Origin of the sequence: Phytoactinopolyspora halotolerans (genome assembly GCF_010550675.1) — a bacterium.
In the GTDB taxonomy this organism is placed as follows: domain Bacteria; phylum Actinomycetota; class Actinomycetes; order Jiangellales; family Jiangellaceae; genus Phytoactinopolyspora; species Phytoactinopolyspora halotolerans.
Genome location: NZ_JAAGOA010000001.1, coordinates 434,981 through 448,194 on the forward strand (window position 1 = coordinate 434,981; position 13,214 = coordinate 448,194).

Sequence of the window (13,214 nt, forward strand, 5' to 3'; positions counted from 1 at the left end):
TTCGGGGGTGTTCCCCCCCCCTCCCCTCGGCCCCTCGGTGTCCCCGCCCCCCCAAACCCCACTTCACATGATCATTTCGCCGGCGTGTCGGCGAGGGGCGTCAGCCGACGGTGACGCGGTTGATGTCGAACGTGTCCTCCACCCAGGGGAACACCCAGAAGAACAGCGCCGCCACGATCGCGAGGACCAGGACGAGGAAGATGAACAGCCGGACCGGCCATGGGCCGGGCAGGTGTCGCCATACCCATGCGTACATGTCGCGTCTATCGCTCCTCGGCGTTGATCAGTATGCCGGTAGCGTACATGCGGTGTGATGAGCCCCAGCGCGGCCAGCACGTGGTCAGCGTGATCAAGGCTTCGTCCGGCTCGGTGCTCCTGGGCTCCCCTGGCACGGGATTGACCACCCAGGTGTCCTGGATCTCGATCCGGTTGCCGTCCGGGTCGCCGTTGGGCGCGTCATAGAGCTGGTATTGGTAGACACCCGTGGCCGTCTCGACCTCGATGATGTCGCCTTCATGTAACTCCGGGAACTTGGCGAACGGCTCACCGTGACCGGAGCGGTGTGCGGCGATGGAGAAGTTGCCGAGCTCGCCGGGGTCGGCGCTGTCCAGGTAGTGACCGGGGCCGTTCTTCAGGTCTTCGTCCTCGACACCCTGGACGATGATCCGTTCCCAGTTCTCCCCGAACCGGGGGATGCGGAGAATGCCGTAGGCGTCGCCGAGTTCAAGGCCCTCGTAGACCGACTCCGGTTCGTCCGTCTCTTGGTCGATCTCGTCAAGCTGAAGCTCGAATTGGTTGCGAAGATCGTTTTGGGCCGCCGCCGTCTGAATGCCTGTACCCCATAGGGTGTAGACGACGAAGAGCAGCACGATGGCGCCCCCCGTCAGCATGAGCTCGCCGAGCCCTCCCGCAATCACGGCGAAGGGGCTACGCTTAGGGGCCCTGCGGCGGCCGCGCCGCGCCTTCCGATGCATGAGTCAGAGCTTAACGTGCTCGCGGCCGTGACGCCTGACGCCGCTGGACTGCGGAAAGTAACTGTATAGAAGCGACAATTAGCACAAAATTCGGATAAATCGGACGGCCATGCGCGCCGGTTCGACTCGCGCGGTCGTCGGTGGTCCCGAGGCGTCGCCCGGTTGTCCGCAGCTCGTGCGGGGGCGCATACGATGGCGGTGTCGCAGATGTGAACGGAAGGCGAACACATGACGGGTGGCCGGCGCGGGAGTGAGCGCGGGTGAGCGCATCCGAGCGTTGTGATGCCGTAGTCGTGGGGTCCGGGCCCAACGGCCTGGCGGCCACGGTCATCATGGCCCGCGCGGGCCTGGACGTCCAGGTGTTCGAGGCCCAACCGACTCTTGGCGGTGGGGCACGAACCCTCGATCTCGGCTTGGCCCCGGGGCTGATCCACGACGTGTGCTCGGCCGTGCATCCGCTGGCCGCGGCCTCTCCGTTCTTCCGCGCGTTCGATCTGCGCGCCCGAGGTGTCGAGCTTCGATACCCCGAGGTCTCCTACGCGCAGCCGCTCGACGGCGGGCGCGCGGGTATCGCCTACCGAGATCTCGACCGCACCGTGGACGGTCTCGGCGCCGACGGCCCTGCCTGGCGGCGACTGCTGGGGCCGCTGGTGTCGCACGTGCCGGGGGTGGTCGATGCCGCCGTCGGCGACCGGCGCTCGCTGCCGCGCGACCCGCTCTCCGCGGTCCAGTTCGGACTGGCCGTCCTGGAGCAGGGCACCCGGTTGTGGGACCTGCGATGGACCGAAGATCGGGCTCCGGCGCTGCTGACGGGCGTGGGCGCGCACTCCATCTCGCCGTTGCCCAGCCTTCCCGTGGCCGGCACGGCCATGATGCTGGCCGCACTCGCGCACACGCCCGGCTGGGCGCTCCCGGTCGGCGGAAGCCAAGCGATCACGGACGCGATGGTCGATGACCTCAAGGCGCACGGCGCGCTGGTGACGACCAGTTCGGAGATCACATCGTTCGACGAGCTCCCGGAAGCCCGGACGTACCTGTTCGACACCACGCCACGGGCGCTGCTGCGGATCATGGATGATCGGCTGCCCGTGCGTTACCGCCGTGCGCTGGAGCGGTATCGCTACGGCGACGGCGTCTGCAAGGTGGACTTCGTCCTCTCCGGACCGGTGCCGTGGACACATCCGGAGGTCGGGCGCGCCAGCACCGTGCATGTCTGCGGCGATCGGGCGGAGATGGTGCGCGCCGAGGGCGCCGTGGCGGCCGGCAAGCACGCCGAGCGGCCACTGGTGCTCGTCTCGGACCCCGTGCTGACCGATCCGGCGCGTGAGGTGAACGGGCTGCGGCCGTTGTGGACATACACGCACGCTCCGGCCGGTTCGACGGTCGACCTCGGTGACGCCGTCCAGGCGCAGATCGAACGGTTCGCACCCGGCTTCGGCGACGTCGTCGTGGAACGGCGCACCATCCCGGCGGCGGAGATGTCACACCACAACGCGAACTACATCGGAGGCGATTTCGCCGCGGGCGCGTTGACCACCTGGCAGTTGCTGGCCCGGCCGACGCTGCGCTGGGATCCGTGGGCCACCCCGGTGCCCGGTGTGTATCTGTGTTCCTCTGCGACGCCGCCTGCGCCCGGCGTGCACGGCATGAGCGGCGTCCATGCCGCCCGACGCGCGCTGAAGAAGCGGTTCGGCATCCGTCGGCTGCCGCCTCTGGGGCCACGGGAGTAGCGGATGCTCCGAAGCCGCGAAGTCGGCTCGGCTGGACGACGGTCGGCACCGGCAAAGGCATTGGCGTACCTCGGCGGCGCCGCGGGGATCGTGGCGGTGGTCGCGGTGATCGTCGCCATGACCCGCGGGGGAGACGCCGATATCCCGCTGAACGTCGAAGCGGTGGGGATTACCACGGGTGGCGAGCGGGTGCCGCTCGATGCCGGATCGGACGCCGCTTTCGTGCCGGGAACCCGGGTGCTGGCGGATGCCGCCGACGCCGAACAGCTGGCAGCGGAGCAACGCTCCTGGCTGGAGGCCGCCGAGGTGCCGGACATCGGGCCCGAGTACGCCGATCTCCTCGAAACGGCTCTGCTCGACCTCAACACGCTGACGTTCGACAACGGTGCCGCCCCGGCCGGGCTGTCGCCGGGCTGGCGACATGTCTGGCCGCGGGACGCGGCGATGGTGGCCGCCGCCCTGGCCAGCGTCGGTCACACGGCCGACGCGACGGATGTGTTGCTCTACCTGCAGCGGGTGCAGGGCGACGACGGGCTGTTCCACGCTCGCTACCTCAACGACGGCTCCGGCGGCGTCCCGGACGACCGCGGCATACAGCTGGACGGCACAGGCTGGATGCTTTGGGCGTCCGCGCAGGTCGCGCACGAGATGCCCGAGCACCGACGGGCGGAGTTCCTGGACGCTGTGCGCCCGATGATCGATGCGTCGGCCGAAGCCATTCTCGGACTGATCGACAACGAGCGTTCGCTGCCACCCCCGTCGTCGGACTTCTGGGAGCTGGACGAGGATGAGCTGACGCTGGGCACCGTCGGGCCGCTGCTGGCCGGGCTGGAGTCCGCCGTCGACCTCTACGGGTGGTCAGGGAACGAAGCCGCCCGTGCCCGGGCCGCGGCCGGTGCGGACCGGCTCCGCGACGCGATCCACACGACGTTCGGGCCCGACGGCTACCCGCGGTATCCGGGTGGTTCGGAACCAGACGCGTCGCTCGCCTTCCTCCTCCCGCCGATCTCGAACACAGCCGAGCCCGAGGTGCTTGCGGCGTGGCACACCGCCGTCGAGCGGATGCACCGTCCCGCCGGTGGGATCTCGCCGGGCGCGGGCTGGCGCGACGACGGCGTCAGCTGGACTCCGCACACGGCGATGTATGGCCTGACGATGGCCGCGACGGGTGACGAGCAGGCGGCGCGGGAGACGCTGACATGGCTCGATGAGCACCGCACGGCCCGAGGCACCCTCCCGGAGAAGGTGCTCGCCGACGGTACGCCCGCGCAGCTGGCCCCGCTGTCCTGGACGGCCGCCGTCGTCGTGCTCACCGCGGCCGAGCTCGCGGAATAGCCCCCTCCCTCACGCAGGGCTGCCGGTGAACGTGTGCTCACCTGGGCCGACGTCGATGGGCTTTCGCCCGGGAAGCTCGACGACGCCTGTCGTCCCGGTCGGCAGCCGTACCGTGAGCCGGAGCGTGTCACCGTCGAGCCGCCACCGCGCGGCGATGGTTCCGTACCCGGACTCGTATCGCCCTTCGGCGAAGGTCAGGCCCCCGCCCGGAAGCGGCGCGAACCGCACCCGCCGGTATCCGGGTTCGATCGGTTCGATCCCCCCGATTCGCCGATGCATCCAGTCGGCGACGGCACCTAGCGCGTAATGATTGAACGATGTCATCTCACCGGGGTTGACTGTGCCGTCTTCGAGCATGCTGTCCCAGCGTTCCCAGATGGTGGTGCCCCCCTGCCGCACCATGTACAGCCACGACGGACACTCTTCCGCCAAGAGCAGCCGGTAGGCGGTGTCCACGTGGCCGGTGAGGGTGAGCGCGTCGCAGACCAGTGGTGTGCCGGCGAAACCCGTGGCGATGCGGTGTCCCGACTCCTGCACCAGCTCCGCCAGACGGTCCCCGGCGGCCTCGCGGGTGTCGCCGTCGAGCAGTTCGAAGACGATGCCCAGCGCGTACGCGGTCGGCGCATCGCTGCGCATGCGACCATCCCCAGCCACGTACTCGGCGACGAAGGCCGTCTTCACCTCGTCCGCGATCGTGGCGTAGCGCGTGGCGTCGGCGTGCTTGCCCAGCACCTCGGCGGTGTGTGCCAGATGCCGCGCGGTCCACGCCAGGTAGGCGGTGGCCACCAGGTACCTGTCCGTCCGGGCGGCGGCCGGGGCATCGGGCGGGGCGGCCGGGTCGAGCCAGTCGCCCAGCTGGAACCCGGTGTTCCACAGCCGGCTCGGCCCGGCGATACGCACCACCAGGTCGACCCATGCTGTCGCGCTGTCGTACTGCCGACGCAACACCGACGCATCCGCATAACGCCGGTAGAGCGTCCACGGTGTGAGCACGGCGGCGTCGCCCCACACCGCGCCAGGCCGGATCGGTGTCCAGTTCGGCCCACCCGGGATGGTCGGGACGAACCACGGCACGGTGCCGTCGTCGAGCTGTTCGTGAGCGAGATCGGTCAGCCACGAGGCGAGCATGCCCGCGCAGTCGTACAGGAACGATGCCGTCGGAGCGAACACCTGGATGTCCCCGGTCCAGCCCAGCCGCTCGTCGCGTTGCGGGCAGTCGGTCGGGATGTCCACGAAGTTGCCGCGCATGCTCCACACCACGTTGTCGTGTAGCCGGTTGAGCAGCGGGTTCGAACACTCGAACCAGCCCGTGCGGACCATGTCTGTGTGGTACACCCGGGCGACGACGTCGCCTTCGCGGAGCTCTCCCGGCCAGCCTTCGATCTCCGCGTAGCGGAATCCGTGCAATGTGAACCGAGGTTCCCACGTCCGTGGACCCGATCCGTCGAGGACGAGCGTGTCCACCGATGCCGCCAGCCGTAGCGGACGGGTGTAGAGCCGCCCGTCCTGCAACACCTCGGCATGCCGCAGCGTCACCACTTGTCCCGCCGCCCCGTCGACGGTGATGCGCAGCCGGCCGACCAGGTTCTGACCGAAATCCAGCAGTAGCGTTCCGTCTTCGGTGCGGCGGCATTCCACGGGCGCGATCTCCTGAGTGCACCGCACCGGCGGCTGTTCCGGTGCGACAAGCGTGGCCGGGTCACGCTTGTTCTCCACGACGGCCGACCATGCCGAGTCGTCGAACCCGGGCTCCGACCAGCCGGGCTGTTCGTCACGCGCGTCGTACGCCTCGCCGTCGTAGAGGCCGCTGAGCACGATCGGGCCCGTCGACGCCTGCCAGCTGTCGTCCGTAGCCACCACCTGGCGTGTTCCGTCGGCCAGCGTGATCTCCAGCTGCGCCAACAGGGACAAGTCGGTACCGTACAGGTCGCGGTAGCCACCGTTGAACCCCAAGCGTCCCCGGTACCAGCCGTCGGCCAGCCACGCGCCGATGGCGTTCGCCCCGGTCCGCAGCAGCGACGTGACGTCGTAGGTGTAATAGCGCAGCCGGCGGTGGTAGGTGGTCCAGCCTGGTGCGAGCGCGTCGTCCCCGACACGGCGGCCGTTGATCTCCGCCTCGAACACACCGTGTGCGGTGACGTACAGCCGCGCCCGCGTCACGTCGTCGGTCTGGCACGGCAGCTCGAATTCGTGCCGGACCAGGTAGGGTCGGCGGTCGGTGTCCGGTGTCTCCGGCCAGGACGCGCCGACGGGTGAGGCGGACCAGTCGCCAGGGTCCAGCAGCCCGGCTTCGACACTGGACCAGCCGCTCCACGGTGAGGCGGAGCCGTCCGTGCCGAACACGCGGACGCGGGCGTCGACGATCTCCCGGGACACCAACGGACGGCCGGGCCATGGCACCAGAATCTGCTCGGCTGAGTGCACCCGTCCGGAGGACTCGACCTGTCCGGCACGGCGCAGCTCGATCTCGTAGCCGTCCTGTCGCCACGGGGGCGGGGCGGTCACCTGCCAGGAGAGCCGTGGTTGTGCGGTTCCTACGCCAAGCGCCCGCACCAGGTGTTCAAAACGGATATCGCGGCTGATGATCGGTCCTGCTGTCACTGTCACCCTTTCACGGCTCCCGCCGTCAGACCCTTCTGGACTTGTTTGTTCAGGACCAGATACAGCACGAGCATCCCGAAGACGTTCAGGCAGATCGCCGCGAACAGCGGCCCGTACTGTGTGGTCCCGAACTGGCCGCTGAAGTTCAGCAGGCCCACCTGGAGCGTCCGCAGCTCGCCCGAGTTGGTGAACGTCAGGGCGATCAGCAGGTCGTTCCAGAAGAAGAAGAACTGGACGAGCCCCACCGTGAAGATCGCATTGCGCATCATCGGCAGGCCGATCTGGAAGAAGGCGCGCACCAACCCGGCGCCGTCCAGGGTGGATGCCTCGAACACTTCCCGGGGCACCGCCCGGAAGTAGGTCGCCATCAGGAAGACGGTCAATGGCAGACCGGTAGCCGTGTAGGTGATGACGAGCGGCCACAGGGTCCCGGTCAGCCCGGTCTGGAAGTAGATGGTGAACAGCGGAAGCAGGATCATCTGCATCGGCACCATGATCCCGGCGAGGAAGAGGAGCAGGACGCCGGCACGGCCCTTCCATACCAACACCTCCAGCGCGAAGCCGGCCGCGGTGCCGAGCAACATCATCAGAAACAGCGACGGGCCGACCGCGATGATGCTGTTCAGCACGTACTGGGAGAAGTTGCCGGTAGTCCATGCTTCGACGTAGTTGTCGAAGTTGAATTGCGACGGCAGTGAGAACACGGACTCTTCGAGGAACTCGGTCTGGGTCTTGAACGAACCGAGCAGCAGCCACACCAGCGGATAGGTCACCACCACCAACAGCAGTGCGACGAGCAGATGCCCGGGGAGCCGTCGCCACCGGCGTAGCCGGCGGGTGCGCGTCTGACGCCGGGAGGCCGGCCGGGTCGCCAGCCCGCTGGGCGCCTGCGACGTGCTGAGATCTGTCGAGGTCATCTCGGTCATCCCTTCGTCAGATCGCGACGCGAGGCGCGGAAGATCACCACGGTGACCATGAGGCAGATGATGGTCAGCAGCAGCGCCACCGAGCTGCCGTAGCCGTACTCGCCGTAGGTGAACGAGGTCTGGAACATGTAGATGGTCAGCGGGCTGGTCGATGTGCCGGGCCCGCCGTTGGTGAGCGCCAGGATGCTGTCGAACACCTTGAGCGTCCCGTTGATGCTGAAGATGATCGCGGAGACCAGCACCGGCAGGGACAACGGCAGCACGATGTGCCGCAGCATCCGCCAGCCGCCGGAGCCGTCGATGCGGGCCGACTCCAGCACGTCCTCCGGGATCTCCACCAGTCCCGCGTAGAGCAGGACCCCGTAGAAGCCCATCGACCGCCAGATGTCCATGATCGCGATCACGATGAACGCGGTGCCGCCGTCGCCGAACCAGTCGATCGAATCGGCGCCGAAGACGTTGATCAGCGAGTTCACCACGCCGTTCTGCGGCGCGACCGCGAACAGCTGCTGGAACAGCAAGGCGACCGCCACGGTGGGCAGGACGATGGGGAAGAACACCAGGGTCCGCACCAGGCTGGAGTAGCGTCGCAATACGAACACGTACAACAGCGCCAGGCCGTATCCGAGGAGCACCTGGCCGACGGTGATCACCAGCGCGTAGCGGATGGTGAACCACAGCGCGTCGTGCACCTTGGAATCACCGATCAGGTCGGCGAAGTTGGCGAAGCCGACGTAACGGAATCCGGTGACCGCGTTGCCTTCGAACAGCGTGTATCCGAGCGACCAGAACACCGGAACCAGCATCACCAGCGAGTAGACGATCAGCGCTGGTCCGACGAGGATGGCGACGGACTTGCGGTCGCCGAGTACCTGTTCCATCTGTCTTCCCTCTTCAGCGGCGGCGGGCGGGCCTTGGGCCTGGCGGGCGTGCGTGCGGCCCGCTCCTGCCAGGGCGGGTCAGTCCAGATCCGCCTGGACCATGCTCATGAACTCTTCGGCCGAGATGCTGCCGGTCACCAGCGGTGCGGCGTTGCGCTGGCTGGTGTTGGTCGCCTCTGTCGAGAAGAGCGCCTCGAACCAGAGCACGGTCTGGTCGGTGGAGCTGACCTGTTCCTGCACCTCCTGGGTAAGCTGCGGCACGTCGTCGACGGGGTCGTTGACGGCGAAACCGGAGACCCGGTTGTACTCGTCCAGGGCGGCGCTCCCGTAGTTCTCCGTGATGCAGGCCAGCCAGGCGCCGGTGGCGTCGCCGTAGGCTTGCGCGTTCATGGTGACCGGCAGGCCGACGTTGGCGGCGAGCTGGGTGCGGTCGCCGGCCCCACCTTGGACGTCCGGGAACGGCATGAAGCCGATGTTCTCGACGCCGATGTCGTTGCGCTCGTCGTCGTTGAAATCGCTCAGCGCCCAGCTGCCCATGTAGTACATGGCGGCGTTGCCGTTGAGGAACTCGTTGGTGGAGGTGTCCATGTCGATCGAGCCGACGCCCTGTCCGAAGAATCCGGCGGCGCCGAGGTCGGCGACTGCCTGGGCGGCTTCGACGTATTCGGGGTCGGTGAGCGAGGCCTCGCCGTCGGCGACGCGCTGCAGAGCATCCGGACCGAGGCTCCGGAAGAGGTAGTTGCCGATGAGCCGGGTGATGGGCCACCCCTGGTCGCCGCTGGCGGAGAACGGTGTGATGCCGGCGTCGGCGAACGTCTGCGCGGCGGCGACCAGCTCGTCCCAGGTCTGCGGGACGTCGACGCCGTGCTGGTCGAAGAGAGCCTCGTTGTACCAGATGCCCTCGATGTTGTACTCGAACGGCAGTACATTGAACCCGCCGTAGAGCCCTTCGATGGTGGAGATGGCGGCCGGTTCGATGTGCTCGATGACGTCGAGCTCGGTGAGCGCCTCCTGGAAATCGAGCACGTGGCCGGAGTCGGCGAGCGTCTTGGTCAGATCGGGGGCGTTGCCGGCCGCATACAGGGTGGGCAGGCCGCCTTGGCCGGCGAGCAGCTGGAGTTGCTGGTCGAGGTTGGTCTGCGGCACGGTCTCAACGGAAAGCGGTGCGGCCTCATTCTCCGTGGCGCACTGATTCTCGGAGAGTGTGGTCAGCGTGCCGGGGATCTCGTTGTTCTCGACATGGATCAGCATGCTCAGGTCCGAGGCGCCGGCACCGTCGCCGTCGTCGCCTCCGCCGCCACAGGCCGCAGTGGTCACCAAGCCGAGGCCGAGGGCGGCGGCCACCGCGCCGCTGCGGGTCATGCTGGAAGATCTCATCATTCCTCCTTGAATGTGACGCACGACGTATTTTTGAAGCGCTTCAAAAGTAGACTCATAGCTGCCTCACCGCAAGCCCCGACGTTAGGTATGGTTCTGGCACCATGTCGACAGACACACCATCGCGCCGCTCGACGGGGGAGACGGCCCCGTCGGTGAACAAGCGTCGAGCGCCGGTCATGGCAGACGTGGCGCGGCGTGCCGGGGTGTCCCTGGGAACGGTCTCCAACGTCATCAACAACCCTGGCGTCGTGGCGGAGCGCACGCTCCGGAAGGTCCAGGACGCGATCGACGAGCTGGGCTTCGTGCCCAACCAGGTGGCCCGGTCGCTCGCCGTGGGGCACGCGAACACCATCGGCTTCGTCATCGTCGACCTCGCCAACTCGTACTTCGTCGACATCGCGCGCGGAGTCGAGGAGCTGGCGGACGAGTCCGGCGTGCGGCTGCTCCTGGCCAACAGTGACGTCGACCTGGCGAAGCAGGACAGTTACCTGGAGTTGTTCGAGGAATCCCGGGTGTCGGGCATCCTGCTCGCGCCGCTGGATGCGCCGCTGACCCGGGCCGAGCAGATCCGGCGTCGGCAGATGCCGGTTGTCCATGTGAACTGGCCAGGGGTCGACGGGGAGAGCTGCGGCGTCGTCGTCGATGAGGAGCTCGGCGGATACACCGCCACCCGCCACCTCATCGAGTTGGGCCGGCAGCGCTTGCTGTTCGCCGGCGGACCGCTGTCGCTGTCCGCCGTCGCCTCCAGGCTCACCGGTGCCCGGCGGGCTGTCGAGGAGGAACAGGGGCGGGTGACCTTAGAGCTGTTGGAGACGGATCGGCTCACCGTCGCCGCCGGTCTCGCCGTCGGTCGTGGCATCGCGAATCGCCCACCCGACGAGCGGCCGGACGGGCTGGTCTCCGCCGCCGACGCGCTGGCGTCCGGCGCCATCCAGACCATGATCTACTCCGGGATCGAGGTACCGGGCGACATCGCCGTCATCGGGTACGACAACAACCATTTCGCCGCGGACCACGTGATTCCGATCTCCACCATCGGGCAGCCGGGTGTCGACATGGGCCGAGCGGCCGCGAAGCTCTTATTCGAGGAGATCACCAGGGTGCCGCATGTGCACCGCACCATCACCATGAATCCGGAGCTGATCGTACGGGAGAGCACCACTGGCCGCACCTGGACGGACTGACGCCGTCGCAAGCCCGGGCATGGTCGCTGCATACCTGTTCGACACCACGGCATGTGCGGCCCGCACGCCGCCCGTCGTGCCCTCCGGTCCATGTTCGACATCAAGCGCCTCCCGGATCCCTCGCCAGGCACACAGTGACCCGATACGCACAAAACGTGTGCGGGGTTGGGACGCCGCAGCGACCCAACCCCGCACACGATCACGGGCTAAGATGTCGAGCTGTCCCTATTCATAAAGGTGATCACTGTCGTCTGATTGGTTGCGGTATCCGCCCTGAAACCGGATCAGCTTGGAGAGCTCGTCTACGGCGAGCGTGTGCTTTTCGTTTAGCTCGTTGGACGCCTCGTCATTGGAGCCGTCTTCGGGTGCTCGCCCTGTATCCAGCGTGATGTCGAGGCCGGAGACGGGAGTGAACATGCGTCCGCCTTTGACCAGTTCGCCACCGTCAGCTTCGTTGAGATCATTGTAGCCCGGCATTCCGCCACATTCGCTCAGGCCGGAGCCGCACGCGTCATCGTATAGTCGGGCCACCTGCCAGAGCGCCACGTCCACCGTGAGACCGCCCTCAGTGGCGTAGCGGGCGGCGATGGTTCCAGTCTGCCATTGCTCGTCGACATAGGCGGTGGCACCGGCCTCTGGGTCGTAGGCAGCGCCGTCGGGCGCGTCGTCCGGGGCCACCGGTGTCAGTGGGCCGAGATCCAGCGCCTGTTCCAGTGCGGCACGCATGTCCGGCCAGGCTTCGAGCGTTCCCACCAGGTCGAATCCAGCCATGAGTTCAGCAGTGTCGTGTTGATTGCCCACCGCGAACACTGCATCGGCGATCGCAGCGGCCTGCTCCTCGGACAGTATCCCGTATGGGGATTCACCAGCGTCGCTGTTATCGTTCCATTCCACGATGACTGATGTCGCATCGTCCTCGACGATGGTCACGTCTCGATAGTCTGTGCTTCCGGTCTTCATGATTCTCCAGCGGCCATCCTCGTCTTGGCCTTCTTCGCAGTTCTCGGCATCTTGCCAGGCATCTGACGGTGGGTCGCTGCACGGTTGGAACTGATCGAGGTCCGGCCGCGCCGGCGCCAGCGAGATGTCCATCACGACCGTACGGTCCGCATCGTCACCACGCTGGAGCTCGAGACTGACGCTGGGGTACCCGAAGTTCTCGAAGTTGATGCCGTACTGTTCATTGATCTGAACGTCATCGGCTAAGGCGTCCTTCACGGCTTCCCCCATTTCGCGCTGGAGAGCCTCGCGGTCGGTCGCGGAGTCCGATAGCCCTTCAGGCGGCGTCGTGGCCGGTTGTGTGGGGTTGCCGCCGTCGTCGTTGGTCAACGAGAGTGGCGACGCCGGCACCGCCAGCGTCGCTGCGACCAGCGCGGCCGCCCCGACGCCGATCCCGCCGGTCCGGCGGCGGATCCGGCGCGTTCGCAACGCCCGGCCGCGCGCGATGTCGTCGTCGACGGGGGCATGACCGTCCGGTTCATCGGTGAGTGCGTCCTCGAACAGGGCGCGAAGGTTTCTGTCGTTCACAGTTGCTCCTTCATCTCGGCGAGCGACGTGGTGCCTAGGAGCTCGCGCAGCCGGTCCAGCCCGCGAGACGTCTGGCTCTTGACGGTGCCGGCGCTGCAATTGAGCAGGTCGGCTACCTGATCGACCGAGAGGTCTTCCCAGAACCGGAGGACCAGAACGGCACGCTGGCGCGGTGGAACCTCGGCGAGGACATCCAGCAACCGCCGGCGCATCGCCGGATCGCTGAGCTCGGCAGGATCGTTGGACGAATAGCGCCCCGGCGCGCCTGCGGACGCGCCGGTGAGGCGCTCGGGCATGGTGCCACCGGCAACGCTGTCCGTCACGTCGGCGGCATGCTCGCGCCGCCACGGCCGTCGGCGGTTGTCGATGTAGGCGTTGACGAGCACCTTGCGTGCATATGCGTCGACGTCGTCACGCCGCTTCACCCGCCGCCAGGCCACGTACAGCTTGGCCAACGCGTCCTGCACCAAATCCTCGGCCAGATGCCAGTCGCCGCACAGCAGGAAGGCGGTCCGCAGCAGGGATCGCCGTCGTGCGACGACGAACTCCCGATACGAGGCCTCATCTATCTTCAGCACACCCGCCTCCTTGCGCCGCTATGGGATGACCTTCTCACCCCGTCCACGGAGACGGTGCCGAAACGGGTTGCAGGGCTGAACGGCAGCTCTGTACGCGA

Annotated in this window: 11 protein-coding genes; 3 read left to right on the top strand and 8 right to left on the bottom strand. The window is 67.5% G+C overall.

What is annotated here, in order from left to right; all coding sequences use genetic code 11:
- Positions 1–100: 100 nt before the first annotated feature.
- Both G1H10_RS32125 and G1H10_RS01955 read right to left on the bottom strand, forming a co-directional pair.
- Positions 101–256: a hypothetical protein gene (locus G1H10_RS32125; RefSeq protein ID WP_174263958.1), complete on the bottom strand. Its 156-nt coding sequence runs from the start codon at positions 254–256 to the stop codon at positions 101–103.
- Positions 257–263: 7 nt separating this feature from the next.
- Positions 264–917, bottom strand: coding sequence for a class E sortase (locus G1H10_RS01955; RefSeq protein ID WP_163731811.1), 654 nt, complete (start codon positions 915–917; stop codon positions 264–266).
- Positions 918–1,234: 317 nt separating this feature from the next.
- On the opposite strand from G1H10_RS01955, the gene G1H10_RS01960 reads away from it, so the two are divergent.
- Together G1H10_RS01960 and G1H10_RS01965 are read left to right on the top strand one after the other, a co-directional pair.
- A complete protein-coding gene (locus tag G1H10_RS01960) occupies positions 1,235–2,704 on the top strand; it encodes a phytoene desaturase family protein (protein WP_216852798.1) in 1,470 nt (489 codons plus the stop codon).
- Positions 2,705–2,707: 3 nt separating this feature from the next.
- Positions 2,708–4,039 (top strand): glycoside hydrolase family 15 protein, encoded by a 1,332-nt coding sequence (locus G1H10_RS01965; RefSeq protein WP_163731813.1) that lies wholly within the window; start codon positions 2,708–2,710, stop codon positions 4,037–4,039.
- A 9-nt stretch (positions 4,040–4,048) separates the two neighbouring features.
- On the opposite strand, the gene G1H10_RS01970 is transcribed toward G1H10_RS01965, so the two are convergent.
- The 4 genes from G1H10_RS01970 to G1H10_RS01985 form a co-directional block, all read right to left on the bottom strand.
- Positions 4,049–6,646 (bottom strand): family 78 glycoside hydrolase catalytic domain, encoded by a 2,598-nt coding sequence (locus tag G1H10_RS01970; RefSeq protein WP_216852799.1) that lies wholly within the window; start codon positions 6,644–6,646, stop codon positions 4,049–4,051.
- A complete protein-coding gene (locus G1H10_RS01975) occupies positions 6,643–7,557 on the bottom strand; it encodes a carbohydrate ABC transporter permease (RefSeq protein ID WP_163731816.1) in 915 nt (304 codons plus the stop codon). Before G1H10_RS01975 ends, G1H10_RS01970 begins: the two co-directional genes overlap by 4 nt.
- 5 nt (positions 7,558–7,562) lie before the next feature.
- Positions 7,563–8,447 (bottom strand): carbohydrate ABC transporter permease, encoded by an 885-nt coding sequence (locus G1H10_RS01980; protein ID WP_163731818.1) that lies wholly within the window; start codon positions 8,445–8,447, stop codon positions 7,563–7,565.
- 78 nt (positions 8,448–8,525) lie between these two features.
- Entirely contained in the window at positions 8,526–9,824 is a 1,299-nt protein-coding gene (locus G1H10_RS01985; protein WP_163731821.1) for an ABC transporter substrate-binding protein, read from the bottom strand.
- A gap of 104 nt (positions 9,825–9,928) precedes the next feature.
- Here G1H10_RS01985 and G1H10_RS01990 point away from each other — a divergent pair, with 104 nt between their 5' ends.
- The gene (locus tag G1H10_RS01990) at positions 9,929–11,011 is read left to right on the top strand and encodes a LacI family DNA-binding transcriptional regulator (RefSeq protein WP_163731824.1); all 1,083 of its coding nucleotides are present in this window, start codon (positions 9,929–9,931) and stop codon (positions 11,009–11,011) included.
- A gap of 225 nt (positions 11,012–11,236) precedes the next feature.
- Here the strand turns inward: G1H10_RS01990 and G1H10_RS01995 are convergent, their stop codons facing one another.
- A complete protein-coding gene (locus tag G1H10_RS01995; protein ID WP_163731827.1) occupies positions 11,237–12,538 on the bottom strand; it encodes a hypothetical protein in 1,302 nt (433 codons plus the stop codon).
- Positions 12,535–13,116 (bottom strand): SigE family RNA polymerase sigma factor, encoded by a 582-nt coding sequence (locus tag G1H10_RS02000; RefSeq protein WP_163731830.1) that lies wholly within the window; start codon positions 13,114–13,116, stop codon positions 12,535–12,537. The genes G1H10_RS01995 and G1H10_RS02000 overlap by 4 nt, the downstream gene beginning before the upstream one ends.
- Positions 13,117–13,214 lie beyond the last annotated feature (98 nt).

Excerpts from the sequence above, each read along its gene's own strand:
- G1H10_RS01990 (WP_163731824.1), top strand. The coding sequence starts at position 9,929 with ATGTCGACAGACACACCATCGCGCCGCTCGACGGGGGAGACGGCCCCG.
- G1H10_RS32125 (WP_174263958.1), bottom strand. The coding sequence starts at position 256 with ATGTACGCATGGGTATGGCGACACCTGCCCGGCCCATGGCCGGTCCGG.
- G1H10_RS01985 (WP_163731821.1), bottom strand. The coding sequence starts at position 9,824 with ATGAGATCTTCCAGCATGACCCGCAGCGGCGCGGTGGCCGCCGCCCTC.
- G1H10_RS01975 (WP_163731816.1), bottom strand. The coding sequence starts at position 7,557 with ATGACCTCGACAGATCTCAGCACGTCGCAGGCGCCCAGCGGGCTGGCG.
- G1H10_RS01965 (WP_163731813.1), top strand. The coding sequence starts at position 2,708 with ATGCTCCGAAGCCGCGAAGTCGGCTCGGCTGGACGACGGTCGGCACCG.
- G1H10_RS01980 (WP_163731818.1), bottom strand. The coding sequence starts at position 8,447 with ATGGAACAGGTACTCGGCGACCGCAAGTCCGTCGCCATCCTCGTCGGA.